Genomic DNA, 24191 nt, shown 5'->3' with positions numbered 1-24191 from the left:
ATTGAGTAAGAATTTACATGCTGGCGATTTTTTCAGTAAGGTCAACTACTCTGCAACTGTAACCGTACTCATTATCGTACCAAGCACTCACCTTTATAAGGTTTCCGTTTACGAAGGTAAGAGTAGCATCAAAGATTCCAGAATATGTAGAGCCAACGATGTCGGAACTAACAATCGGCTCCTCGTTATAACCGAGAATCCCTTTAAGGTAAGTCTCACTTGCTTCTCTCATTGCAGCGTTTACTTCTTCTGCTGTTGTCTCTTTTTCGACAATAACGGTGAGATCTGTTATGGAGCCATCCGGAACAGGTACCCTTAAAGCCATTCCATCGAGTCTGCCTTTGAGTTCAGGGATGACAATGCCTACTGCTTTAGCTGCACCGGTAGTGGTTGGAATTGTATTAGCAGCCGCAGCTCTAGCTCTTCTCAGATCTCTGTGAGGAAGATCGAGGATCCTCTGATCGTTAGTATAGGCGTGAACGGTCGTAAGGAATCCTTTAACAACCTTGAACTTATCATTGAGCACTTTTATAACAGGTGCAATGGAGTTTGTCGTGCAGGAAGCGTTAGAGATGACAGTGTGTTCAGGTTGTAGAACGTCTTCGTTTACACCGAGAACAATAGTAGCGTCTACTTCTCCCTTTGCAGGAGCAGTAATCAAGACCTTCTTGGCGCCCGCCTCAATATGTGGCATGGCCTTTTCTTTATTTCTGAATACACCAGTAGATTCGATTACGATGTCGACACCAAGGTCATTCCAGGGAAGGTTTCCCGGATTCTTTTCGGCGAATACTTTGATTTCCTTTCCGTTGACGATAATAGCGTTCTCACCAGCTTCGACTGTGCCACCAAATCTTCCGTGAACGCTGTCGTATTTGAGCAGATGGGCAAGCGTCTTGGCATCTGTAAGGTCGTTGATGGCAACAATATCAAAGTTTCCTCGCTTAACCATTTCCCTGAAAACCAGTCTTCCGATTCTTCCAAATCCGTTAATGGCAACTTTCACCCTTAACACCTCCTATATACGGCGATTGTAGTTATATGATATCTTTCGGCAGTCCCATAGATCCCGTAACCTTCGCATATTCTTCGTCTCTTCTTTTTTTGATAGCTTCAAGGGCCTCATTAACACCGGCTACGATGAGGTCTTGAAGAATTTCAAAGTCTTCTTCTTTTAATTCGTCATCAACCTCGATGGCTTTTATCCTGTAATCACAGGTAGCGGTAATCTTTATTGCCCCGCCCCCGGCTGATACGTTTACTTCAAGGTCTTTAAACGATTCTTCGAGGCTTTCCATTTGCTCCTGCGCCTTTTGGGCCTGCTTGAGCAATTCATTTAGATCTCCAGCTTTTTTAGATTTTTGTCCGTAACTGCGACCACCGAATCCCTTGATCTTTTTAGCCATCTTCTTCCTCCTCCACCTCTATTTCCACGTTATCGAATAACGATATTATCTTCTTCATGTATTCTTGTTGCTCTGGGGGGAGTTTTGAAAGAACATCTGTCCCCTTTTCAGTTCGTAATTCCTGAGAAGCAAACTCAAGCACCCATCCATTCTTTGTTCTTACGAGTTCGTTAATACTTTCGAATTGTTCTTCAAAAATCGCTTTGGCAAGGCTATCTTCAGTTGAAAAAGCAACCTTGAGTTTCTTGACTCCATCTGCCGCCTCCTCTATTTCTTTTTTTGAGAGGCTGAGGAGTGTCCATGTGAGAATATGACCTTCGGAGTACAGTCTATCCAGAAGGAGTGAGAGATCGTCTTCAGTATCATCAGCTTTAATCTTTTCCTCAGGTTCTAGAAGTTTACGCTCCTCGTTAGAGGCTGTGACTACATTACTTCTTGGTTTCACGTTGCTAGCTTCAATTTTATAAAGACCAGCTAGTTCATTTGATTTTATTATGTTAAGTGTTTCAAAGGTCCGTCCTTTATCATCTGAATACCTCAATTCTCGGGCAATTTCCCAGAGAAGCTTTACAGTAACAACAGCGGATTTAACGCTAGCGTTTCCTGAAGAAATGTTCTCTTTAATTTTTTCAATAGCCTGATCAATCAATGTTTCAAGACTATAGCCCGATCCGGACATTTTTTTGGATATCTTTATCAGAGTGTCGTAATCGGCAGAACAAAAAGCAGAAAGGTACTCTTCCACTACTTCATCAGGAAGTATGCCAAGAACTTCTCTAACAACTTTTTCGCTGATCGCCCCGGAGAAAACAAGTGTTCTTTGCAAAAGGTTCACGGCATCTCTCATGCCACCATGGGCAGCGCGGGCAATCAACTCCAATCCCCTTTCGTCAAAGTTCTTTCTCTCAATTTCAAGGATCCTTTTGAGGTAGTTGATAATCTCTTCGTTGTTGAGGGGTTTGAAAATGAAGATCTGACAGCGAGATAAGACCGTTTCCGGCACTTTTTCAAGATTCGTTGTTGCAAGGATAAATAGAATATGTTCTGGTGGTTCCTCCAATGTCTTCAACAAAGCATTGAAAGCTTCTTTTGTAAGCATGTGAAATTCATCGATAATATAGACTTTATACCTTCCCATAGTGGGTCTGTATGAAGCGGCATCTCTTATTTTACGCACTTCGTCGATTCCACGGTATGACGCAGCATCAATTTCTATAACATCCATGTAGTTTGAACTATCTATTGCCTTACACGAATCACAGACGCCACAGGGCCTTTCAGAGGGCACTTTGTTTGAACAATTAACAGCCTTAGCAAGAATCCTGGCTGTCGTGGTTTTTCCGGTACCGCGTGGACCATAGAAAATATACGCATGTGCGATATCATCAGCAGCTATCGCTTTTTTTAGCACTTGCTTCACTTGTTCCTGGCCCACAATTTCTTCGAAATTACGGGGTCTGTATTTCCGGTACAGCACTTCAGACAACTTTATCACCACTCTGAAATGATTATATCAAAAAAGCTGCGTTTTTGCCCAGAATATTTATGAAATCTCCTTTTCGCGAACATTGTGAATTATTTAACTATATCCGGTTGCCCAATTCATCGCATAATTCATCAGACATTTGAATAGTGTAATCCAGGCATATAGAAAAAAAGCGGGCTCATACCCGCTGTTGAATTAGTTCTTCAAGAGGCTCCAACAGACGTTTTACAAGGAAATCAAAACCACGTTGCCAGAAAGAGGGATCTTTTAGGTTTACCCCAACTCTCGCAAGCAATTTTTCCGGCGAATCAGACCCACCGCTCGAAAGCAGTTCAAGATATTTCGGTATAAAGCGATTCCCGTCTTCAAGATATTTTTCATAAAGTGAGATAACGAGCAGTTGGGCAAAGTTATAGGCGTAACAGTAGAAAGGTGTATGGAACATATGAGGTATACCTGCCCATTCGTAACCACTGAAGTCAAAATATTCAATAGAATCACCAAACATACTTTCCAGTTCTTGACGATAGATGGCGGATAATTCGTCAAAAGTCATGTATTGTTCGGAAATAGCCTCATGAGCCATGACTTCGAAGCGTGTGAACATGTTCTGTCGGTGCATAGTGGCAAACATACTTTCAAGTTTCGAAGCAATGAAGGAGATCTTTTCGTCCCAGTCCTCGATTTTGTCTAGAAGGTAGTCCATCATCAACATTTCAGAAAAGACAGATGCAGTTTCGGCTAGGGTTAAAGGCGTATGGTAATTGAGTAGTGTTTGCTTTTGCGATAACACGCCATGTAAACCATGCCCTAGCTCATGAGCCAGAGTCATCACATCTTCCAGCTGACCTGTGAAATTGAGAAGAACGTACGGGTGTACATTTGGACCTACATAGTAACAAAAAGCCCCGCCTCTCTTGTTGCGCATCACTGGAGCATGTATATAGCTTGCATCAAAAAATTCCTTTACAATAGTAACGACTTTACTGTCAAACTTGCTTAGAGCATCGAGTACCATTTCCCGTGCTTCCGACCAGCTGTAAGTCTTTTTTAAAGAACCAATTGGTGCATAAATATCACTGTGTTTGAGTCTTTTTGCTCTCATTATTTTGGCTTTCAGTTTGTAGTACCTGTGTACGATATCATTGTTTCTCGTAGTAGTTTCAATCAGAGAGGTGATAATTTCATCAGAAATTTCATTGTCGAGGTTTCTAACACTAATTGGGTTGGGGAATCCCCGCTTCTTCGCTTCAATTACCCAATCTTTCGCGATGGCGTTGTAAATATTTGTGAAGACCGTTTCATGTTCTTTCAGCCTTGTGAATAGTGCCTTAAAAGCCTTTTCCCTCAATTCGGAATTCTCATGCATCCTCAATGCCCTGACTTCGCTTTCATTTAGTATTTTCTTCTCTCCATCGATTTCTATTTCGTATTTTTGGGAAGAGACAAATTCAGTATAAAGTTTTGCAAGCGCTTGATTCCCAGTTAGATTCTTCAAATTTATTATTTGCTCCTCTTTTTCTGAGAGCATGAATTCTTTCCGTTTCCTTTCCTTTTCAGCGAAGTGTCTGTAATTCGATAGGAGTTCCGAACCAAAAAGATTTTCAAATTCGTTATCAGCTAACTTTGCCAGTTTCAGTCTGAAAGCAACGAGCTTGTTCTCAAATTCAGAAAAAAGTTCCTGTGCTTTCAACATTAGCTTGTTTGCCTGCGGGTTAGAGGTATCTTCTGAAAACAGAAGAAACGCGTACATAAGGATTTTTCCATTTTTCTCGTATGCTTCTTCCAGTGCTTCAAAAGCTTTCTTCAATCTCAAGGGCGAAGGATCATTACGCAGGATTTCATCAAGTTCTTTGGCTATTCGATTAATTTCCCCTTTTATTGTCGCGATATCTTTTTCAATGTTAGGTGACTGCGGATTGTCATACAGTTCGCTCAGGTTCCACCTAATTTTTTCCGCCCCTGTTTTCATTGCGTAACCTCCTCAATTTTGGTTGATGAATTGGTTTAATGATTAAAAGAAAATCAGATGAGCACCATGATTCACATGAAATTTTATCACGTAAGTGAAATATCATTTCGTTATCTAACGTTCTTTGTTAACACATTCTAAACAAAGCACAGCGGGAGTGTTTTAATTTGTCGCAATGTTTGGGGTAAAATTTTTTTGGGTGATTGTATGGAAAAAAACACTGATAAAATTTTGATCAAAGCGTCCTCTCTTGGAAAACGTTTCCTCCTGGCTGAAGTCTTGTCGCTCTTTAGTCACGAGTTCTCTAAAGACCAGTTGACAAGAACAATAGAAAAAGCGAAATCTAATGGGAATTTGATAGAGAAAGATGGTATTCTTTCTTTTAAAGATGCTGACTGGAAGCATTTCTTTGAAAAAGCGAATGTAAGCTCCGAGGAGCATTTAGCTCTGGCAACATTCAGACAGTTGAAAGAAGGTATTTACTTTCATTACGAAAATAGTCAATATTCTAAAAGGTCGTTTGCTGCAGCTTTACTCTGGCAGGCTAGAAAAGATTATTACAACTGGTTGCCGAGGGAAATAGTACTTGAAAAAGTAAAAGCTGCAGATTCAATCCTTGGTTTTGAGAGCTGGGCAAGCAGGAACATTAAAATACACCTGCAGGGAATGATCAATACCGGAAAGCGCATTGATAAACAGCTCATAGAAGAATGGATGGAAGGGAAGTTGCATGTAGACTATCTGAAATTTGCCAGAATTTTGAGAATTCTCCTTGATGAAAATGATTTCAGGGCCCTTCTCTCTCGAAAATTGGAACAGAAGCTGACAGATTACCAAAAAAAGGCTCTTGAATTCAACATAATGGATTCAAAAGCTATTAGAAAAATCTTAAAAGAAGATCTGTCTGAAGCTGAAAGATTTAGTGAAAAATTGCTCCCAAAATCTCCACAATATGCCCTGTTAAAGGTTCTGGCGCTCAATTTGCTTGCTCGATACTTCAGAGTGATGAAGAACAAGAAATACAAACAATTTCTGGAAAGTGCCCTTAATATCGCAAAACGTTTTAACCAAAAAGATTGGATTGCCAAACTCTTCAATAACCTTAGCATCTACTACGAAGAAGATTTCAGGGCGTACTCTGAGCAATTAAAACTCAATGCGATAAAAACTGCCGAGGAAATAGGTGATTATTATACTGCAGCTTTCACCGCCATTAATCTGGCTTATAATTATCTGTCGGCTGGTCAGAAAAGCGATCTCCAGAAAATGGTCGAGAAAATTGGAAGCTATACGACGAAGACGAATAACCCGGAGATCAAATTTTTCTTTTTGGAGCTGAAAGCTACAATAGCTCTGTATGATAAAGATATCTCTGAATTTGAAATAAATCTCGATAGGTATAAAGAAATCGCTGAGAAAGCAAAAGATCCGCGTATACTTTCAAGAAAGCATATGAGTGGCATGCTCAAAATTCTGTATCACTTAATTAATGGTAGTCTTGAAGCCATAAAAGGTGTCCCGGAAAAGCTAATGTCTCATCCTTACCTCACCGAAGATGAGTATAAATTTCTCGAAATTATTAAGACAGGTCTTGATGATCCAGCGGAAGGCTATGTGCTCTTCAAAGAGTACCGAGAAAAAATGCACTATTATGTAGAGGAAATTGTCCAGTTCATATCTCAGATTCTTCCAAAGACACATCTAAACGATTTCAGAGAGTTTGTTTTCAAGCAGCTTATTTCTGCCAGAAGAAAGGGGCTTCTCCTTTCTCAGGCCCAGCTTTATCATGCACTTGGTATTGCCACTTTCAGACTGGAGATTCAGCACGATGCTCTGCGTTATATCCGATTCGCCGCTTTCTTATACGACGCATCAGGTATGACCAACCTCTCTCGCGATTTAAGAAATACCTTTCTCCAGAGAGAATCTTTTGTCGATTTGATACGAGAGGTTGAAGAAAAACTCGAGAAATCTGGAACAGAAAGCTTTCTATTGCAGAATTTGAAAGAATCTGCAAGAAAAGCCAACGATTCTCTGAGATACATTGGCAAGTTAATGGCGGTTGTGTTATCTTTTACCGATGCCGAGAATTTCGAGCAACTCGCAGAAATTATTTTCAAAAATTTGCTGGAGGAATTTCCAGCCAACTCAGGCACATTCGAACTTCTTGGAAAAACCGGAGAGGTCTATCATTTTGGAGATGGTAGAATACCTGTTTTTGACTCAGTTTTCAACCTTGATCCTTTCTATGTTTCATATAGTTTCAATGTGGGATTTGATGGCAAGGCTAGGCTGGAACTTTATAACCCCGACCAGCGAGTCAATTATGCCGATGTCCAGAGATTCTATGACCTGATGACACACCTTGAGCCCATAATTGAGTTAGCTCTTATAAATTTTATGAGATACCGCATGGCAATACGCGACGAGCTCACAGGACTGTATACGAGATGGTATTTTGAAGAGAGGTTTAAAGAAGAATTTGCAAGGACCCAGAGAACACTCGAAAAGTTCTCGCTGATTTTCTGCGACCTCGATGATTTCAAAAAGATAAATGACAAATATGGACACAAGGCAGGTGACGAAGTGTTGAAAAACGTTGCCTCCATTTTCTTACAGAATGCCAGAACAACCGATGTTGTATGTCGATTTGGTGGAGAGGAATTTGTGTTTCTTCTCCCTTTTACCTCTCGTGAAGGGGCTATGGCTCTTGCAGAACGCTTGAGAAAGGCTCTTGAGAGTTCACCATTTGATATCAGTGTAACGGGCAGTTTTGGCGTTGCCACCTATCCGTCGGAAGGCATTGAATCCAGAGAAGAGCTCTTCAGAAAAGCTGATGACCTTTGCTACAGGGCTAAAAGCGATGGAAAGAATCTTGTAAGGGGATGATGTTTTGCGAAAATCATGGGAATATTATGATGATATTGCAGGCAGGTATGATTATATGTATGAGGAGCCCTATTGGGTTCTTTATCATATGCTTTTGAAACGGCTCATCGAAAGTCACAAAGTCAATGGAAGAATTCTGGATCTGGGAACGGGTACAGGCCGCTGGGCCATCGAAATGGCTCTTCAAGATATGGAAGTTATTGCGGTTGATCCATCTGAGAAAATGTTATCAGTAGCGTCTGAAAAAGCGAAGATGAATGGAGTCAATATCCAATTCATAAAAGCACAGGGTGAAGCCCTTCCGTTCGATGATTGTGAATTTGACGTCGTTCTTGCGATGGGAGATGTTATATCTTATTCTGTTTCTCCAGAACGGCTTCTATCGGAAATTAATAGAGTTCTGAAAAAAGGTGGAAAACTGTTGGCTACAGTTGACAACGGGTTTGCATTTTTGCAGGATTTCATATCCAACATTGAATTAAAAAACGCTGAAGAATTTTTAAAGAGGAAAAAGGTGCTGATCGGTGACAGTACGGTGAGTCGTATCCACTTTTATACAAGACCGTTCTTCCCGGAAGAACTCGAATCTTTGCTGAAGGGAAACAACTTTGAGCTTGTGGACATGGCTGGCATGGTAGTTTTTACGCCTTATGATGAGATGAAACTTGCGAGAAATCTTGACAGAGTTCTGGAGTGGGAATATCGATATTGTAGGGATATGAGACTTCTTGGAAGGGCAGAGCATATATTTTTAGCTGCGGTGAAAGGATGATATGAATATGTCTAAGGATAGCTTTAAGAATCTGTTCAGTACTTTCCTTCTGATAGCATCTGTGATAGCCTTTTCCTTTTCTATTTTTTCAATAATGAAGCTCGATGGATTCGAAGAAAGATTGAATGCTCTTGAATTAAGTACTTCTGAGAAAATTGATAAGCTTTCCAAAGGACTTAATGAGGAAATCGGAGCGATCAAACGCCTCATTTCAGGAGGAGGAGTGATTGAAAAATATCTTGTAGCCCGAAACTTTCTTGAAAACTCTGAGAATGATTTGAGATTGATTCTAACCGAGCTACAGGAAAACCCTGAAAGACCGTATTTCCGAATCTTCGTAGCGGGGAGCAGCGAAGTGTGGATAGGGTTCAAAAACAATGCAAAAGATAAAAAATATGTATATCAAAAGAATTTCAAACCTGGACTCTCTGAAGAAAAGTTCTTTTATCTGAAAGCTCCATTACTCGAAACAGGTTACACGGTAACCCTGACAAAAGATACTTATATAAGGACTGCTATGCCCGATTCCGTGTATTTGCTTTTCTTTGGTTTTAACAGTGCCAAGATTGTCAAAATGCCTGATATTGAGGTAAACAACATTTCCAGGGATTTTAACCTGTATGTTCCAGGTAAATAAGGGGGTATTATGTCAAGTAAAAGGGGTACATTTTTATTTACTACAATGGGGGGATTTTTCAATTTCGGATTTTCTGCCATCGCTTTTGGAAGCGCTCTTCCAGCTATCGAGAAGAGTCTCAATTTAGACCATGAAAAGGCGGGAATAATCCTTGCCACTTCTTCGGTAGGCTTTTTTTCAGCAGCTTTATTTACGATGGTCTTTGGGAAAAAGATAGGTGTCTTCAGATCTCTTGTTCTGTCTATGATGATCAATACAATAGCACTTTTTTTCATAACAGGTTCTCGCAGTTTTCTTTTGCTTTTTATCTCATACCTTTTATTGAATTTTGGTAGCGGCTTGCTGGAAATTGATTCAGGTGTGGGAACGTCGATTATTGAAACAAACAACACAGGCTCTATCCTAAATATAATGCATTCGCTTTATGCCCTTGGTGCGATATTCTCGCCAGTGGTTGTCTCTTTGTTTTTAAAGAACGAAAGTAATTGGTGGATTCCTTTTCTTTTAGCTGCATTGAGTAATGGAGTAGTATTGCTTTTTAGCACAGGGTTACTTTTTGGGATTGCTGAACCATTAACCGAAAAGAGTATCGATATAGAGAAAGATGTCAAAGACCCTGGACGAAGAGACGTTTTTTTCTGGCTGATTATGCTAGGAATATTTCTTTACGTTGGATATGAAGTCGGTTTTTCTTCATGGTTATCAGCGTATATTTATGATGTGAAAGAGCTGGATATGCGTGTAGCCGCACTGTTCCCTTCACTACTATGGCTTGGATTATTAATTGGTAGATTGTTGGCAGGTCTTTTTGTAGAAAAGCTTGGCTACAGCAGGTCGATGCTCATCCTAACAGTTATATCTTTTGTATCCTTTTTGTGTTTGCTTCAGGTAGATTCAGCTATTTTGACAGGTTTTCTGGTCTTTGGAATGGGGTTTGGATTTTCTGCGATGTTTCCCACATTGCAAGCGAGTTTATTGAGGAGTAGTGATCTCGATGCCGAAATATCTGTGAGTTCCTTTACATTTGCGGCCTCTTTAGGAGCCACCTTTTCAAGTTATTTTGTCGGTTTTATTGGAAAGCATATGGGTCTTGGCGTGGGCATTTTGTTGATTCTATTTATGATAGTAGCCGAGATATTCGTTGTAATTGGTATACACAGGAGGGAAAAGATTGAAGTGGAAAAAATATGATGTCGTTGTAGTTGGAGCGGGACCTTCCGGCTGTGCGGCGTCGAAGATCTTAAAAAATAGTGGGGCCAAAGTGTTACTTCTAGACAAGTATGGCTTTAAAAAGAACAAAGGCTGTGGTGGAGGAATAACACCAAAGGCTTTAAAGCTAATAAAACAAATTTTTCCCGAGATTGAGTTGAAAGCAAATTCCGTGAACTGTCTTGAAATTCGCTACGTTCACAAAGGCTTGAATAAAGAAGTTTGCAGGTTTTCATTCAGTTCACCGGTGTTTCATGTGGTTTCCCGATCAGAGTTCGATATGAAACTGTTGGAAGCAGTTATAAATAATGGCGTGAAATTCAGTCGTGAAAGGGTTCGTTCGTTAAAAGAACATGAGGATGCTATTGTGGTTGAAACTGATAATAGTTGCTATCTGGCGGATTATGCAATTGTTTCGGCTGGAATTTTTGGTTCATCGCTCCTCTCCCGAGAATTCAGTCAGAAATACTCTCTTATAGTTCACCGTAAGGCCAAAAAAACTTCTGAGGAGGCGGCGTTGACTTTCTTTGAAAACGGTTATGCATGGTATTTTCCAGGTTTTGAGCACGCATCAATGGGAGCGGGTGTGTATATCGAGGGGAAAGAATCTTTTATGTTGTCGAAGAATAACTTGATGTTGGCATCATACATGGATGAGGATCTGAAAATTACACCGATCCCCTCCTTCTCTCTGGAATTTCTCTATGAGGTTAATAGATTCATGGAAGGTTGCCTTGTTGTTGGTGATAGTGCCGGATTCGTTGATAGTTGGACGGGTGAGGGTATTAGCTACGCTCTGTATACCGGAGCTATAGCAGCCAGGACCATCCTGAAATATAGGAAAACACGACTTAATGAGAGATTTCTCAACAACACACGTCCAATAATGGAAAATCTCGTGATGGCTTTAGGCCTGCGCAATAGCTTTATCAGAAATTTTCCGGATAAAGTTGAGCTCATCAGAGACAAGAGATTCGCGAGGCTGCTTTTCTCGTATCTTTCAAGCTTTTCAAAAAATCTCTTTAGACTCGTTCTGAAGAGTTATTTAGTACCTCGCTCGAAAGTACAAATCGTATGATTAATGTGCTTTATAATGAGAATGGGGGAATATCATGTTCATAAATGGAAAGAGTGTAAAAAGCCTTATAGAACTAATCAGTGGCTATACACGTTCGCGGGGCAGTGCTTCTTACCGCGAATTATTGGAAAAGTTGATCGCTCATCTTGTAGCTTCAGGAGTCCCATCTGATTCGATTTATGTAAAGGAATACGCCTGTGATGGCAAAACACGATATGGAAACTTCACTTCAACAATGATTTGGGAGCCTGTAAGTGCTGAACTCTGGATATCCAAGCCAAAAGAAATGTTCATCACTTCCCTTAGGAACTCCCCCAATGCCCTGCTTTTTGGAAGTGCTCCGACTGGTGGTAGGGTCGAATTACCACTTGTTGAGTATGAAGGCCCCGGTGATTACTCAGGTAAGGCAGTTCTCGCGAAAGAACATCCTATGAAGCTTTTCAAGGAAACAGTCGTTAAAAGCGGTGCGAAAGCCATCATTGTTAGTTATATGCGAGGCAAATGCCCAGAGATTGGAAGGGAACCTGAAAGTAATCCCAACGTTGTGAACTACTTAAGCATCCCTAGCACACAGAAGGATTTTGAATATGGTGCTTTTGGCTTTTCGGTTTCGGAGAAGAAGTACAATTTGTTAAAGGAACACATTAAAGGGGGGAATGCCTGGATAACAGCAGAGGTCGATGTAAAGGTTTCAAAAGGATCGCTTCAAGTTCTGGAAATCGATTTAACCCGCGGCAGCCACATGTCTTACGCTTTGATTACCGCTCATCTATGTCATCCGTATCCTGGGGCGAATGACAACGCCAGTGGAGCCGCACTTGCAGTAGAAATCGCAAAGATAGTGGCACTATCAGAAGGATTTCCGCCGATAAAGATTGTACTCCTTCCAGAATTTTATGGTAGCGCACCATATGTGCTTGAACTGAAGAAGAACCATGAGCTCCCATCTTTATCTATAAATCTCGATATGGTCGGGGAAGATCAAACTAAAACGGGAAGTTCGATGCTTTTAACAGAAACACCCCCTGTATTGCCGAAGAGATTTGATTTCATAATCGAATATTTCTTACTAAAAAACATTCGGCGCTGCGATGGAATCCCAGTTAAGAAGTATTATCGAATCCCATACAGTGCAGGGTCAGATCACAGCGTATTTAGTGCGATGGGAATCAGCTCGCCGTTTTTAGGCCACTTGCCCGATCGCTTTTATCACACTGATGCCGATAACCTTGATAAAGTGGATTGCGGAGAGCTGGAATGGATTGGTAATTCAGTTCTAGAAAGCCTTCAAAATATATCTTCACCCAGGTTAGAGGTGGATTTGTACGTAAAATCTAAAGCCATATCGGAGTTTGTCTTTTACTGTGAAAAAATGAAGGAGAAACCGGGGAGCAAGGAACTTTTCAAGGTATTCCTCCAATCTTATGAAGCTGTGAAGTATGGATTTAGTTCTCTGTATAGTGAAAACGCATTTATCTCTTCTGTCACCCCGCTACTACCGAAGTTTGAAGGTTCAATAGGTTTTGACTGGCTCAGCGATTTGCCAGAAGGGATCTTAAAACCTCTAAAGCAGAATGTTACATCATTGGCCGAACTGATTACTGTGGTAGCAAATATAATTGGAAGCAGGGAATCGGCAGAATTGTTCGCTTCCATTTATTATGATCTTCCCCAGGATAAAGTATCTGAATTTGTACAGTTTTTAATCGATAAAGGCTATTTTGTGGAGGGAGAGTTTTGAGTCAAATAATTGTTTCTGGTGGAAAGAGGCTTCAGGGAAGTGTGAAAATAAGCGGATCAAAAAACGCTGCACTGCCAATACTTGCGGCAACTGTTTTAATTGACGAATCCGTAACGATAAAGAATGTTCCGGAACTCCGTGATGTTAATACCATGCTTTCAATCCTTCAGAGGATCGGGAAAAAAGTGTCTTTTGAGCATGGTGTGGTTCGTATAGAACCAGGAGATATTATTGTTGGGACTGTACCATATGATCTCGTGGGGAAGATGAGAGCTTCTTTCAATCTTTTCGGTCCTCTTGTTATGGCCTGCGGTTGGGCAAAAGTCGGTAAGCCTGGCGGATGCAACATCGGCCAGCGACCCGTGGATTATCATATAGAGGGGTTGAAACAGCTTGGCATAAAAATAACCGAAGAACACGGAGACGTCCACGGTGAAATACCAGATATGTTCAAAAGTCACATTGAATACACGCTCCCCTTTAGAAGTGTCGGAGCAACGGAACAATTGATGACAACAGCTGCGCTCATGAAAGGTTCGAAGATCGTAATAAAGAACGCTGCTAAGGAACCAGAAATCGTCGATCTGCAGAACTTTCTGAATAAAGCTGGAGCCAGAATCTCGGGTGCTGGAACCGACACAATACGCATCGAAGGGGTTGAAAAACTCAAAGGCACAGAATACCGGGTGATCCCCGACAGGATAGAAGCGGGGACATATCTTCTGGCAGGTGTTATAACTCGGGGCACTGTTATCGTTGAAGATGTGGTACCAGATCATCTCACAGCACTCTTGAATGCTCTCAATATGATGGGAGTGAAGGTCGAAATTGGGAAGAATTCGGTTAAGGTTGAAGCTTCAGGGAAATTAAAACCCGTTCATGTCAGTGCGGAACCTTATCCTGGCTTTCCCACAGATTTACAGCCTATACTCACCGCGGTTTTAACAACTGTAGAAGGTGAATCGGTCATCGAGGAGCTTGTGTTCGAAAATAGGTTCGGGTACGTCGATGAAATAAATAGGATGGGTGCACAAATTAAAGTCAAAGATAGAAGAGCTTACATAAAAGGCATAGATAAATTAAGTGGGACGGACATAAATGCTCCAGATATCAGGGCTGCTGCTGCTCTAGTTATCGCAGGCATGGCTGCAGATGGGGAAACAACAGTTCATAATGCAGGCCACATTTTCAGGGGTTATGAAAAGCTCAGGGAAAAATTCATGGCCCTTGGTGCGTATTTGAGGGTCTACCCGGATGAGGAGTGAAACACTATGACATACCCGACTTATCTCGCTGCCCTTGAAAATGGACAAATCGATGAACTCATAATGAAACTCGATCATCAGGTTGAAAATTGCCAGCTTTGTCCAAGAAAATGTATGGTAAACAGGAAGCGAAAAGTTGGTGTCTGCGGCCAACGTAATAACGCAAGAATTGCAGCCAGCGTTCTGCACTTTGGTGAAGAACCACCGCTAGTTGGAAAGGGAGGAGCCGGTGCAGTCTTTTTCAGCGGTTGCTCAATGAAGTGTGTGTACTGTCAGAATTTTGGTTTCAGCCAACTCAATAATGGTAAGGAGCTCAACGATATAGAGCTTGGAGAACTATTCCTGAAAATTCAGGAACAGGGTGGTGAAACTCTCGACCTTGTGACACCAACACCTCATCTCCCTTCAATAATCAGAGCGCTTAAATATGCTGCGGAACGAGGGTTTAAACTTCCTCTTATATACAATACTAGTGGCTATGAGAAGGTCGAGATTTTAAAGATGCTAGAAGGCATCGTCGATGTTTACCTTGCCGATATTCGTTACACATCCGATTCAATAGGAATGAAATACTCAAAGATACCTGATTATTGGACAGTTACAAAAAGAGCAATAAAAGAGATGTACAGGCAAGTTGGACCCTTTAGATATATAGATGGAGTGAAACGAGGACTGATAGTGAGGCATCTGGTTCTGCCTGAAAATCTCTCAGGTACAGAAGAGATGTTTGAGTTCCTAACTTTTGAGGTATCCTTATCTGTACCGATATCACTGATGTCCCAATACAGACCAGTCTACAAAGCAATGGAATACCCGGAAATCGCTAGAAGAATATCCGTGCAAGAATACGAAAAAGCCCTTGAGCTGATGGAGCACTATGGATTCGATGGCTGGATGCAGCATTTTAATGATGATGAAGTCTACCGGGTTAAACCCTTAAGGAGGAAAATATGATTTTTTTCTTTTCATTTTTAATCTGGATGATGTTGGCACCTTCGTTAAATCCAGGCAATCTATTTTTCGCTCTTTCTTCCGCGGGTATTTCATGGCTTTTTGGTCGAAGGATCATCCCGAAAGGAAATGGTTATAAAGTATTGACCAAATTGGTTTCTAGATACCCGATAGCGGTTTTTCAGGGTTTTAGGTTGCTTTTAAATCGTCGTTATTTTTCAATCTCAGAAACAATTTCACCTGATAACAGAATAGACGAGTTCGGAAAAATCGTCTCCATAACGTTAACACCGGAAGAATTAGTTGTGTTCAAGGATAGGAATAAACTTATCGTCCATGAGGTGAAAAAGGAATGATAACTTACACGGCACTTGCTGTCGCGATTTTTTCTGTTTTAATCCTCTTTTTCTATTCGAGGGGTAGGAGTCCATGGAAGCTCCTTGTAGCTTATTCATCGATAACAGTGAAGGTGCTCGTGCTACTTATTTTTCTGGAACTTTTGTTTGAGATCAGATATCTTTCAGAAATAATCCTTATTTTTCTTTTTTTAAACAGCGGTGGAACGATAATAGCTGCTTATTTTTTGGGAGTGAAGGATAATAAATGAGAGTATTTGCATTTTTCTTTTTCTTTAGTGGATGTTTCCTTGTTTTGATTGGTACTTTGAGAGCCGTGTCTGCTCATGGTATAGTTCAAGCATTGCATTTTCTCGGGGCTTCCGACACTGTTGGGTTGAGTTTATTGGCACTTTCAGCCTTCTTTTTTGGACTCGTGTCGTTACTCGAAATGTTGGTATTGATGGGAATACTCGTTGTTTCTGGTCCGGTGGTTTCTCATGTTATCGCCAGGGCTTTTTTGAGTTCCCGGAGGAGATAAGATGCTCTTTGCGGTGGTTGCTTTCTCATGCCTTTACCTTTTGGCTGCACTAGCTATTATAAGCGTGAAAACGAATTTTAAAGCTGTTATATGGTATGGAATTCTTGGTTTTTTTTCTTCCATAGTAATGCTTTTGCTCGGGGCTCCTGATGTTGCGTTGACTCAATTTACTGTCGGTGTAACCCTTGTTATTCTCGTTTACATCATGGCAATTCGAAAACAACGAAGGGTAAGAATCGGATACATTTCCACGCCACATATGATCTATAAGCGGAATGAGGAACTCAACGGGCTGGAATGGGAAATTATTTCCAGAATACAGGGACTCGAAGGATACCACATAGAACCTTTTGAGTTTGAAAATATCCAAAAAGCTCTCGAAGCCCTGAAAACAGGAGCGGTTGATATCGTTTGTGGCGGTTTGACAAATGAAAGCGTTGAGGATTTACAATTCTTCGTGAAAATCCCCTATCTCGAAACCATCCTTTTCAAAATTGGGGACAAGGAAGTCGACTATCTTCATCTCAAATCTCTGAGAAAAACTGAAGAAAAGATCGAGGCAATTCCTACGCGCAAGACACACTATATTTTCCTATTGGCTGAGGCTGCTGAGGATTTGAAGAACTTTATAATATCTGATTTAGATGAACTTGAGGCATCCGGAGAACTCAAAAAAATAGTGGAGAGATATCTATGAATCCAAAAAAACTTGCCGCAATTGTCCTTGTTGTATATATTTTTGCTTTACTTATTTTCCAGATTGATTTCTTAATCGCTGGAGCCGTTGAGATGGTCGAAGGAAAAATTGAAACCCTTGTGGAAAAGGTAAGAATTCCAAATGCAGTTACCACTGTTTATCTTCAATCTAGAGTTTACGATACACTCTTTGAAGTGATCGTCTTTTCAGTTGCTGTTGTTGGTGTCACAAGTATGCTGAAGTCAGAACCCAGGAGCGAAATATCCGAACAAACGGTTTTTGGGACGGCTGAAGTGTATAGCTCTGGAATCGTTGCTATTTCTATTACCGTTTTCCTTTATGTGGTTCTTAATGGTCATCTTTCACCCGGTGGAGGCTTTGCCGGCGGAGTAATACTTGCCAGTAGCATCATTCTCTACGGAGTTTCATCAAATTTTATAAAGGCGTTATCGCACTATGAGAATATGCGTGTGAAGATCGTAGAAAATCTTGCGCTAATAATTATCCTATCGATCATGACGATGTGCGTTACTTTTCCTGACTTTGTTCTTTCTATAAATGAAAATCAGAGTTACGGCAGTATTCTGAGTGGCGGAGTGATTCCGCTGGTAAATCTTTTAATAGGCATCAAAGTCTATGCAGGTTCGTGGAAGATGGCAAGTGAGTTCGTTGTCAGAAGGGGGACGTTATGATAAGTGAAGCAGCTGTATATGCCTCGTTGATCGGGGTCTTTCTCGGAACATTAGGCATGCTTTTGACACCTAACATGATAAAAAAAATACTGGCACTTGGTATTGTAGAAACTTCGGTCACGCTTTTCTATACAGCAATATCTTCAATGAGTGGTACCAGAGCCCCGATAATTTCCTCTTTGCCCATGGAAGAGCTCCAGTTTGCAGACCCTATACCTCAGGCGGTAATAATAACCAGCATAGTTATAGGTTTTACAATTTTAAGCTTATTGCTTGTTTTCACTATAATGCTTCACAATAGATATCACACGGTTGATGTAATTCTGATAGAAAAGATCCTAGAAGGAGAGGAAGAATGATTGTTAACATAAGCTTGATCCCGCTTTTTCTGGGTGGCTTGTCGTTAATACTTAACCGTCATAAGCGAATTACCATAGGTTTGACATTCGTATCGATGCTACTTTCAGTATTAATATTGGTTCTTAATCTCGGGAAAAATTTCGAGACGGTGATAGGAGATTGGGGAGCATTGGGCATATCCATAGGGTACGATGAGATTGCCTTACCTTTCCTTTTGGCCGTGGTAGTAGTTCTTTTTGCGGTGTTTATGAATTCTCTTCACAAGAACTACGATGGTTTTTTTTATGCCCTTATAACTCTACTTCTAGGCTCATTGAATGCTGTTTTCATAACGCGGGATTTGTTCAATGTTTATGTTTCTTTTGAACTTGCGTCGATAATTGGATTTATATTGATAGCTTATGGTAGAAAAGGCAGACAAATTTGGGCTACGTTGAAATATATGCTAATTTCAGCTCTTGGGTTCAATTTCTATCTCATCGGAATAGGACTCGTTTATATGCGGAGCGGTACCTTTTCTTTTTCCGCTATGGATAATATGGATAAGCTACCAGCTATGCTTATATTCGTTGGTCTTTCCGTTAAATCAGGTTTGTTTTTGCTTTCGATGTGGCTCCCAGATGCGCATGCTAACGCTGTAACTGAGATCTCTCCGATACTTTCCGGGTTAATGGTTAAAATAGAGGATTATCTCGTAATACGTTTTCTTCAATACGGTTCTTTTGAATGGCTCAGAGGAGTTTATCTCATAGTGGGTTCCATCAGTGCCGTAGCAGGTGTGATTTTTGCGATGAATGCTAGAAAAGCAAAAGATATTTTAGCCTATCACACTTTTTCACAGATTGGATTTATAATTGCTGCAAGTAACATTGCCGCAGCATGGCACGCTTTTAGCCATGCTGTTTTTAAGGGACTTCTTTTTATGACGGCAGGGAACATTTATGAGAGACTTGGAACTCAAAAGGTTGAAGAGTGGAACGAGAAGATAAGCCGGAAGGAATATATTCCCCTCCTTGTCGGATCAGCTGCCATAATCGGAGCGCCTTTGACGTCTGGCTTCGTTACAAAGAATGAAATTATGGATTCCATCATTGGGCCAGCTAAATATCTTCTGGTCATTGCTTCTGTTGGAACGGTAATTAGTTTCGCTAAGTTCGTTTTTGTGCGTACTTCTAAAGAGAAGGTCAAATTATCCTGGAATAGCCAACTCGCTTCCATGATAATGATTTTCACGATCTTTGCTCATGGAATACTCGGCTTTGATTCACATCATGTTCTGGATGCCTTGGTGATGATCACGGCTGGGATTCCACTATATTTTGTACTGAAAAGGTTCTTCAAGCCCCTACCCAAAACTTTCGAAAGACTCGATAACGCTCTGTTGATTTACCTCGTGTTCTTCGCTGTGATGGTAACATTTATCATTTAGAACTGCTGTTGAAATATGATGTACGGCTTCATGAGAAAATGGATGAATTCATTGCCGGTAGATCTCGAACGTCTCGATGTTAATCTTTTGTCGTGTGATATTTCTTGCATTAATTCTCAGTATTCTGGTTGCCAGCACTTGAAATTACCGCTCGTATGCTTTATAATATTGCTGTGTACGCCCGTAGCTCAACTGGCAGAGCGGCGGTCTCCAAAATCGTAGGCTGGGGGTTCGACTCCCTCCGGGCGTGCCATCAAAGGGGACAAAGTCCCCTTTTTTATATTATTGTCGGTTGTGCGTGAAGTTAGAGAACCATATTTACCTCTTCCCAAGTTATTTCACCAATCCAATATTCATCCGTTGCTCTTATTATCCCATCATCATCCATAATAAATATTCTTTCAGCTGTTTGATGTCCGTATAGTAAAAGCATTTCGCTATCATTTATCACGTACAACCAGTCCATGTCCTCCTTCAAGGAATTGCTTGAGTGTTGCGGGCTCATCTACAACTTCCAAACGACTTTCGCTTCATCGGGAGAAATTGAAAATATCCTGTAGTTTCCATCCTCAATGAGTATTTTTTGGTCAAATACAAAAATGACAAGCTATTCAAAGAGAAGCATTTTCAGATATATCCTAAGAGATATTTTAACTTTTGTCGTTCTTTCTTCATGATCATTTTTGAGTCTCCTATTGCTGATTACCTCAGAGATCGAGGATTTTATGATCATCAAGAATCAAGAGCGATTCCATAGGGGTGGTCCTTTTTATGTGCTATGAATGTCGCTCAATAAACAGTCGTTTCATTAGCTGACGCTCCGTTGGTTGACTTTCAGACAACAAAATTCATTGTTTTTCTGCTCTATGGTGCTAAAGTTAGATAGGGGGATTTTATGGAAAAAATCGTTGAGTTCATACGGAAAACAATAGACAAATACGATTACAAAGGTGCTGTGGTTGGCATTAGCGGAGGCGTTGATTCGGCAGTCACCGCTAGTCTATGCGTTAAAGCCCTGGGCAAGGAAAGGGTTTTAGCTCTGTTATTGCCTGAAAGGGATTCTTCGCCGGACAGTTTAAAGCTCGGAGTTGGTTTTTGTAACTGGTTGGGGATTTCCTACCAAATTGTTAAGATCACTCCAATCCTTAGAGTCCTGGGTGTATACAAATTGCAACCGCCAGCTTTCTTAATCCCATACAGTATCAAAAAACAGTACGCTCTAAAGAAGTGGGAAGTTCAGGGAGGTGCAAAGGTTTTTATAAACGACCTGAAGAACACAGGCGATGACGAAATGAGAAGGGGCATGGCCTATTATCGGGCCAAACACAGGGTCAGGATGTGTGTTCTCTATCTGGAAGCGGAGAAAAAAGGGTTCGCTGTTGTTGGAACCACGAATAGAACAGAATATTTGACAGGTTTTTATGTTAAATGGGGAGATGATGCCACCGACATTGAACCTCTTCTTCACCTTTATAAAACCGAGGTCTTCGAACTGGCAGAAAAACTGGGGATACCAGAAAAAATTGTTAAAAGGCCCCCTTCTCCCGACTTGATTCCGGGCCTCACTGATGAAGCAGCTATGGGGATTAGCTATACCGAACTCGATAGGATTTTGAAGAAGTTCGAAACCGGCGCTTCCCTTGAAGATGAACCCCAGGACAAAGTCAGTAAAGTAAAGGCGCTTCTGGAAGCGGCGAAATACAGAAATGTGAGAATGCTTTCACTGGAAAGGGGCGGTTCTGCTTGAAAGGGATTCTGATCTTTTTCCTCCTGACTTTTACATTTATCGGCTTTTCCTGCGAAATAGGTTCTAATATATTGAGAGTTGGCGAAGTATTACTGGGCATTGGGAGCGTAACTTACATCCACGAATTCAATCACGTTATAGGTGCCTATTTGACTGGAGCTTCAGATGCAAGAATAGTCAGGTATAACTTTTTCTCGGGTTATACAAGCTGGTACTGGTCAGAAACACCAAATGAAATTCAAAGGCTCATTCCTTACACCAGCGGTTTTCTTTTGAACAGAATCTGGGCAGAATGTATTTTCCGTCTAAATGTAAAGCATGATCCGTATTATGACATCATCTATCTGTTGATGAGGCTGGATTTTCCAAAGTATCTGCTACTTTCCAGCTACCGGGAGTTTGTTCTGAACGCCCATCCTGCGGGAGATGATATTGAGAACAGCGTCGTTTCTTTGCTGAAGATAATCATGGGACCGGGAGTAGTTGAGAAGGAAAGATTCCTCTTTTACAAGCGATTTACTTACTTAACACTTCTGTTCTTTGAAGGTATCGATCTCTTTCTGGATAGAGAGGAGCTTTCTTCTTCGCTAAAGAGCGTTCTAAGCAGTGAATCAAGGTGTGATGACTTAAAAAGGAAAGAGCGCCTTCATTTCTCCTTCTACGGGCTCACTTTTACGCTTGATTTCCGCTTCTGATGTGCTTTGTAAATGTTTGGATATCTGGTAATATATATATGTACACCATAACCCATTAATTCACGGTGGGAGGAATTTTGATGGAAATTGGTATTTTTGGATTACCCATGAGCGGGAAAAGCACCATTTTTTCATTGTTGACAGGTACTTCTTTAGAGGAACGTGTTCATAAGAGCGAAGCCTATACAGGCGTTGCTAAGATACATGATGAAAGGGTAGAACGACTGTCGGAGATATTCAATCCTAGGAAAATGATCTATGCAACCCTCTCTTTTGTTGATATACCGGGGTTTGATCTTTCAGCCAACCGTAAAGAAAAGAATCGAGTATTCCAGTTTATACAGAATTCTGATGCTCTTCTCGCAGTGGTAAGAGCGTTTGAAGATCCCTCAGTACCCTGGCCAGTAGGTGCTGAGACACCTACAAAGCAGCTCGAACTGATAAAATCTGAATTGCTTCTGAGAGATCTCGAAGTCGTAGAAAATAGGCTCAACAGGCTCGAAGAGAACTCAAAAAAGAAAAAGCTCACACCTGAAGAATTGAAGGAAAAAGAGATACTCCAGAGAGTCATTGAAGTCCTCGAAGAAGAACAATTCGTATCGCGGGCGGAGCTCTCGGAGGAGGAATTAAAGCTCCTGGGTTCTCTATCATTGTTCACGGCGAAACCCATAATAGTTGTTGCTAATCTCGATGAATCCCAGTTTTCTGCCGGTGATTACTCTGACAGGGAGAAATTAATAGAATCCTGCAAATCCGAAGGATTTGCTTACATAGAACTGTCTGGAAAAATTGAACAAGAACTCAACGCCCTTCAACCAGAAGACAGGGAACTCTTTATGGAAGAGCTTGGTATTGAAGAGAGTGGCATACAACGACTTTCCCAAGTGGTGTATGCTCATGTTGGGTTGATCTCTTTTTTGACGGTGGGTGAAGACGAAGTGAGGGCTTGGACTGTTCACAGGGGAGCCACAGCCCTGGATTGCGCAGCGAAAATCCACACTGATCTCGCAAAGAAATTTATAAAGGCTGAAGTGATCTCCTACGAAGATTTCATGCTAGCCGGGAGCATGCACGAAGCCAAGACCAAAGGTTTGTTACGGCTCGTTGGAAAGGATGAGAGAATAAATGACGGTGACATCGTACATATCAGAGCAAATGCTTAGTCTGTGCGATACACATACACATTTGGCATTCAATCATTTCGATCACGACAGAGACAACATCTTGAAGCAACTTGAAGATGGCTATCTGAAGTTTCTAATAGAAGTCGGGACAACATTAGAAGATTCAAAAAGGGCCATCGAACTAGCTTCTCGGTCAGAAAAAATCTTTGTTGCTGTGGGTGTACATCCTCATGAGAGTTCAGGAGTTACAGATGGTTATCTCAATGAACTCAAAAAGCTTGCTAAAAAAAGTACTGTTGTAGCTATCGGTGAAGTTGGACTCGATTATTTCAGAGACTTATCGCCAAGAGAAATTCAACAAAAGGTCTTTTATGAACAGCTTTTGCTCGCTCAAGAACTTGATATGCCAGTAGTCATCCACATCAGAGACGCATACAATGAAGCCTATGAAATCTTGAAGAAGTTTAGCGGGAAACTCAGGGGCGTTATCCATGCGTTTTCAGGCACACTGGAAGACGCGCTTAGGTTCACAGAACTTGGATTTAAACTCGGTATTGGAGGTCCAATAACCTATCCAAAAAACAACAAATTCAGAGAGATTGTAAAAATACTACCGATAGAGACGCTTATACCAGAAACGGATTGTCCGTATCTTCCACCGCAGCCATACAGGGGAAAGAGGAATGAACCGGCTTACGTTCGTTTCGTTATTGAAAAAATTTCCGAACTGAAGGATCTGCCTGTTAGAACTTGTGCCGATATCCTTTGCGCAAATGCGGCTAGCCTTTTCAGCCTGGATGTTTAGGAGGGGGTTACTTCATGGATAAGATCAAAGAGTTCAGAGAATTCAGAGAAAAAATGAACAAAAGGATTCTGGAAACAGGCGATATCAACACAAAGAGATTCTTTTCGCTCGATTCAGCCGTGTACAGGGAAGGTATCCTTGACTCCAAGACGAAAGAATTACTAGGTCTTGTTGCGTCCATGGTGTTGAGATGCGATGATTGCGTTACATATCACGTTCTGCAGTGTAAATCTCTCGGAGTCACCAGGGCTGAATTTATGGAAGCCTTCAACATCGCGCTGGTGGTGGGAGGTTCAATAGTTATACCTCACTTTAGACGAGCAGTTGCTCTCCTTGATGAGTTAGAAGGAGAGGATTAAA

Annotated in this window: 26 protein-coding genes and 1 tRNA gene; 21 read left to right on the top strand and 6 right to left on the bottom strand. The window is 41.1% G+C overall.

The features are described from left to right. Positions 1 to 13: 13 nt before the first annotated feature. The 4 genes from gap to IX53_RS02085 form a co-directional block, all read right to left on the bottom strand. Positions 14 to 1006 carry a type I glyceraldehyde-3-phosphate dehydrogenase gene (gap, locus tag IX53_RS02100; protein WP_082128441.1) on the bottom strand — a complete coding sequence of 331 codons (993 nt, stop codon included), beginning with the start codon at positions 1004 to 1006 and terminating at the stop codon, positions 14 to 16. 31 nt (positions 1007 to 1037) lie between these two features. Beyond that, on the bottom strand, positions 1038 to 1406 hold the full coding sequence (locus IX53_RS02095) for a YbaB/EbfC family nucleoid-associated protein (protein ID WP_047753944.1): 369 nt from the start codon (positions 1404 to 1406) through the stop codon (positions 1038 to 1040). After that, a complete protein-coding gene (gene dnaX, locus IX53_RS02090) occupies positions 1399 to 2883 on the bottom strand; it encodes a DNA polymerase III subunit gamma/tau (protein WP_245612773.1) in 1485 nt (494 codons plus the stop codon). The genes IX53_RS02095 and dnaX overlap by 8 nt, the downstream gene beginning before the upstream one ends. Positions 2884 to 3070: 187 nt before the next feature. Continuing rightward, positions 3071 to 4864 (bottom strand): M3 family oligoendopeptidase, encoded by a 1794-nt coding sequence (locus IX53_RS02085; RefSeq protein WP_047753942.1) that lies wholly within the window; start codon positions 4862 to 4864, stop codon positions 3071 to 3073. A 207-nt stretch (positions 4865 to 5071) separates the two neighbouring features. On the opposite strand from IX53_RS02085, the gene IX53_RS10455 reads away from it, so the two are divergent. The 16 genes from IX53_RS10455 to IX53_RS02005 all read left to right on the top strand — a co-directional run bounded on the left by IX53_RS10455 (position 5072) and on the right by IX53_RS02005 (position 19713). Beyond that, on the top strand, positions 5072 to 7753 hold the full coding sequence (locus IX53_RS10455) for a GGDEF domain-containing protein (RefSeq protein WP_053001107.1): 2682 nt from the start codon (positions 5072 to 5074) through the stop codon (positions 7751 to 7753). A 4-nt stretch (positions 7754 to 7757) separates the two neighbouring features. Then, positions 7758 to 8525 carry a class I SAM-dependent methyltransferase gene (locus IX53_RS02075; RefSeq protein WP_047753941.1) on the top strand — a complete coding sequence of 256 codons (768 nt, stop codon included), beginning with the start codon at positions 7758 to 7760 and terminating at the stop codon, positions 8523 to 8525. Between the two features lie 7 nt (positions 8526 to 8532). Next, positions 8533 to 9162: a hypothetical protein gene (locus IX53_RS02070; protein WP_156173085.1), complete on the top strand. Its 630-nt coding sequence runs from the start codon at positions 8533 to 8535 to the stop codon at positions 9160 to 9162. Between the two features lie 9 nt (positions 9163 to 9171). Beyond that, the gene (locus IX53_RS02065) at positions 9172 to 10353 is read left to right on the top strand and encodes an MFS transporter (RefSeq protein ID WP_047753939.1); all 1182 of its coding nucleotides are present in this window, start codon (positions 9172 to 9174) and stop codon (positions 10351 to 10353) included. Next, positions 10334 to 11449 carry an FAD-dependent monooxygenase gene (locus IX53_RS02060; RefSeq protein WP_047753938.1) on the top strand — a complete coding sequence of 372 codons (1116 nt, stop codon included), beginning with the start codon at positions 10334 to 10336 and terminating at the stop codon, positions 11447 to 11449. Before IX53_RS02065 ends, IX53_RS02060 begins: the two co-directional genes overlap by 20 nt. 34 nt (positions 11450 to 11483) lie before the next feature. After that, on the top strand, positions 11484 to 13190 hold the full coding sequence (locus IX53_RS02055) for a DUF4910 domain-containing protein (RefSeq protein WP_047753937.1): 1707 nt from the start codon (positions 11484 to 11486) through the stop codon (positions 13188 to 13190). Continuing rightward, on the top strand, positions 13187 to 14455 hold the full coding sequence (murA, locus tag IX53_RS02050; protein WP_047753936.1) for a UDP-N-acetylglucosamine 1-carboxyvinyltransferase: 1269 nt from the start codon (positions 13187 to 13189) through the stop codon (positions 14453 to 14455). The genes IX53_RS02055 and murA overlap by 4 nt, the downstream gene beginning before the upstream one ends. Before the next feature lie 6 nt (positions 14456 to 14461). After that, positions 14462 to 15409 carry a radical SAM protein gene (locus IX53_RS02045; protein ID WP_047753935.1) on the top strand — a complete coding sequence of 316 codons (948 nt, stop codon included), beginning with the start codon at positions 14462 to 14464 and terminating at the stop codon, positions 15407 to 15409. Further along, a complete protein-coding gene (locus tag IX53_RS10450; RefSeq protein ID WP_053001106.1) occupies positions 15406 to 15762 on the top strand; it encodes a hypothetical protein in 357 nt (118 codons plus the stop codon). Before IX53_RS02045 ends, IX53_RS10450 begins: the two co-directional genes overlap by 4 nt. Then, a complete protein-coding gene (locus tag IX53_RS02035; RefSeq protein ID WP_047753934.1) occupies positions 15759 to 16013 on the top strand; it encodes a hypothetical protein in 255 nt (84 codons plus the stop codon). The genes IX53_RS10450 and IX53_RS02035 overlap by 4 nt, the downstream gene beginning before the upstream one ends. After that, positions 16010 to 16282, top strand: a complete 273-nt coding sequence (locus IX53_RS02030; RefSeq protein ID WP_047753933.1) for a monovalent cation/H(+) antiporter subunit G — start codon at positions 16010 to 16012, stop codon at positions 16280 to 16282. The genes IX53_RS02035 and IX53_RS02030 overlap by 4 nt, the downstream gene beginning before the upstream one ends. Before the next feature lies 1 nt (position 16283). Next, the gene (locus IX53_RS02025) at positions 16284 to 16979 is read left to right on the top strand and encodes a hydrogenase subunit MbhD domain-containing protein (RefSeq protein ID WP_047753932.1); all 696 of its coding nucleotides are present in this window, start codon (positions 16284 to 16286) and stop codon (positions 16977 to 16979) included. Beyond that, positions 16976 to 17671: an MnhB domain-containing protein gene (locus tag IX53_RS02020; protein WP_047753931.1), complete on the top strand. Its 696-nt coding sequence runs from the start codon at positions 16976 to 16978 to the stop codon at positions 17669 to 17671. Before IX53_RS02025 ends, IX53_RS02020 begins: the two co-directional genes overlap by 4 nt. After that, positions 17668 to 18030: a sodium:proton antiporter gene (locus tag IX53_RS02015; RefSeq protein ID WP_047753930.1), complete on the top strand. Its 363-nt coding sequence runs from the start codon at positions 17668 to 17670 to the stop codon at positions 18028 to 18030. The genes IX53_RS02020 and IX53_RS02015 overlap by 4 nt, the downstream gene beginning before the upstream one ends. After that, positions 18027 to 19460, top strand: coding sequence for a proton-conducting transporter transmembrane domain-containing protein (locus IX53_RS02010; RefSeq protein WP_053001105.1), 1434 nt, complete (start codon positions 18027 to 18029; stop codon positions 19458 to 19460). The genes IX53_RS02015 and IX53_RS02010 overlap by 4 nt, the downstream gene beginning before the upstream one ends. A 177-nt stretch (positions 19461 to 19637) precedes the next feature. After that, a tRNA-Trp gene (locus tag IX53_RS02005) sits at positions 19638 to 19713 on the top strand. Between the two features lie 51 nt (positions 19714 to 19764). Here the strand turns inward: IX53_RS02005 and IX53_RS02000 are convergent. Together IX53_RS02000 and IX53_RS11140 are read right to left on the bottom strand one after the other, a co-directional pair. Continuing rightward, complete coding sequence (locus tag IX53_RS02000; protein ID WP_156173083.1) at positions 19765 to 19926, bottom strand: hypothetical protein; 162 nt, start codon at positions 19924 to 19926, stop codon at positions 19765 to 19767. A 141-nt stretch (positions 19927 to 20067) separates the two neighbouring features. After that, positions 20068 to 20193, bottom strand: a complete 126-nt coding sequence (locus IX53_RS11140; RefSeq protein ID WP_276325218.1) for a hypothetical protein — start codon at positions 20191 to 20193, stop codon at positions 20068 to 20070. Between the two features lie 162 nt (positions 20194 to 20355). Here IX53_RS11140 and nadE point away from each other — a divergent pair, with 162 nt between their 5' ends. The 5 genes from nadE (at position 20356) to IX53_RS01975 (ending at position 24190) form a co-directional block, all read left to right on the top strand. Beyond that, entirely contained in the window at positions 20356 to 21207 is an 852-nt protein-coding gene (nadE, locus tag IX53_RS01995) for an NAD(+) synthase (protein ID WP_047753928.1), read from the top strand. After that, positions 21204 to 21902, top strand: a complete 699-nt coding sequence (locus IX53_RS01990) for a hypothetical protein (protein ID WP_047753927.1) — start codon at positions 21204 to 21206, stop codon at positions 21900 to 21902. Before nadE ends, IX53_RS01990 begins: the two co-directional genes overlap by 4 nt. Positions 21903 to 21982: 80 nt before the next feature. Then, the gene (gene ychF / locus IX53_RS01985; RefSeq protein ID WP_047753926.1) at positions 21983 to 23065 is read left to right on the top strand and encodes a redox-regulated ATPase YchF; all 1083 of its coding nucleotides are present in this window, start codon (positions 21983 to 21985) and stop codon (positions 23063 to 23065) included. Further along, complete coding sequence (locus IX53_RS01980) at positions 23058 to 23831, top strand: TatD family hydrolase (RefSeq protein ID WP_082128440.1); 774 nt, start codon at positions 23058 to 23060, stop codon at positions 23829 to 23831. Before ychF ends, IX53_RS01980 begins: the two co-directional genes overlap by 8 nt. 14 nt (positions 23832 to 23845) lie before the next feature. Continuing rightward, complete coding sequence (locus IX53_RS01975) at positions 23846 to 24190, top strand: carboxymuconolactone decarboxylase family protein (protein WP_047753925.1); 345 nt, start codon at positions 23846 to 23848, stop codon at positions 24188 to 24190. The last annotated feature ends 1 nt before the right edge of the window (position 24191 follow it).

The organism is Kosmotoga pacifica (genome assembly GCF_001027025.1).
GTDB lineage: Bacteria > Thermotogota > Thermotogae > Petrotogales > Kosmotogaceae > Kosmotoga_B > Kosmotoga_B pacifica.
The sequence above is the reverse complement of the archived record's forward strand: the minus strand, read 5'-3'. Positions and strand labels throughout refer to the sequence as shown.

Bases quoted from the DNA above. Each gene is read 5' to 3' on its own strand.
- IX53_RS02035 (WP_047753934.1), top strand. From the start codon at position 15,759: ATGATAACTTACACGGCACTTGCTGTCGCGATTTTTTCTGTTTTAATC.
- IX53_RS01980 (WP_082128440.1), top strand. From the start codon at position 23,058: ATGCTTAGTCTGTGCGATACACATACACATTTGGCATTCAATCATTTC.
- IX53_RS02095 (WP_047753944.1), bottom strand. From the start codon at position 1,406: ATGGCTAAAAAGATCAAGGGATTCGGTGGTCGCAGTTACGGACAAAAA.
- IX53_RS11140 (WP_276325218.1), bottom strand. From the start codon at position 20,193: ATGATCATAAAATCCTCGATCTCTGAGGTAATCAGCAATAGGAGACTC.
- IX53_RS02070 (WP_156173085.1), top strand. From the start codon at position 8,533: ATGTCTAAGGATAGCTTTAAGAATCTGTTCAGTACTTTCCTTCTGATA.
- IX53_RS10450 (WP_053001106.1), top strand. From the start codon at position 15,406: ATGATTTTTTTCTTTTCATTTTTAATCTGGATGATGTTGGCACCTTCG.
- IX53_RS01975 (WP_047753925.1), top strand. From the start codon at position 23,846: ATGGATAAGATCAAAGAGTTCAGAGAATTCAGAGAAAAAATGAACAAA.
- IX53_RS02015 (WP_047753930.1), top strand. From the start codon at position 17,668: ATGATAAGTGAAGCAGCTGTATATGCCTCGTTGATCGGGGTCTTTCTC.
- IX53_RS02085 (WP_047753942.1), bottom strand. From the start codon at position 4,864: ATGAAAACAGGGGCGGAAAAAATTAGGTGGAACCTGAGCGAACTGTAT.
- IX53_RS02030 (WP_047753933.1), top strand. From the start codon at position 16,010: ATGAGAGTATTTGCATTTTTCTTTTTCTTTAGTGGATGTTTCCTTGTT.
- IX53_RS02055 (WP_047753937.1), top strand. From the start codon at position 11,484: ATGTTCATAAATGGAAAGAGTGTAAAAAGCCTTATAGAACTAATCAGT.
- nadE (WP_047753928.1), top strand. From the start codon at position 20,356: ATGGAAAAAATCGTTGAGTTCATACGGAAAACAATAGACAAATACGAT.
- IX53_RS02045 (WP_047753935.1), top strand. From the start codon at position 14,462: ATGACATACCCGACTTATCTCGCTGCCCTTGAAAATGGACAAATCGAT.
- IX53_RS02000 (WP_156173083.1), bottom strand. From the start codon at position 19,926: ATGGACTGGTTGTACGTGATAAATGATAGCGAAATGCTTTTACTATAC.
- ychF (WP_047753926.1), top strand. From the start codon at position 21,983: ATGGAAATTGGTATTTTTGGATTACCCATGAGCGGGAAAAGCACCATT.
- IX53_RS02065 (WP_047753939.1), top strand. From the start codon at position 9,172: ATGTCAAGTAAAAGGGGTACATTTTTATTTACTACAATGGGGGGATTT.
- IX53_RS02025 (WP_047753932.1), top strand. From the start codon at position 16,284: ATGCTCTTTGCGGTGGTTGCTTTCTCATGCCTTTACCTTTTGGCTGCA.
- IX53_RS02010 (WP_053001105.1), top strand. From the start codon at position 18,027: ATGATTGTTAACATAAGCTTGATCCCGCTTTTTCTGGGTGGCTTGTCG.
- IX53_RS02020 (WP_047753931.1), top strand. From the start codon at position 16,976: ATGAATCCAAAAAAACTTGCCGCAATTGTCCTTGTTGTATATATTTTT.
- IX53_RS10455 (WP_053001107.1), top strand. From the start codon at position 5,072: ATGGAAAAAAACACTGATAAAATTTTGATCAAAGCGTCCTCTCTTGGA.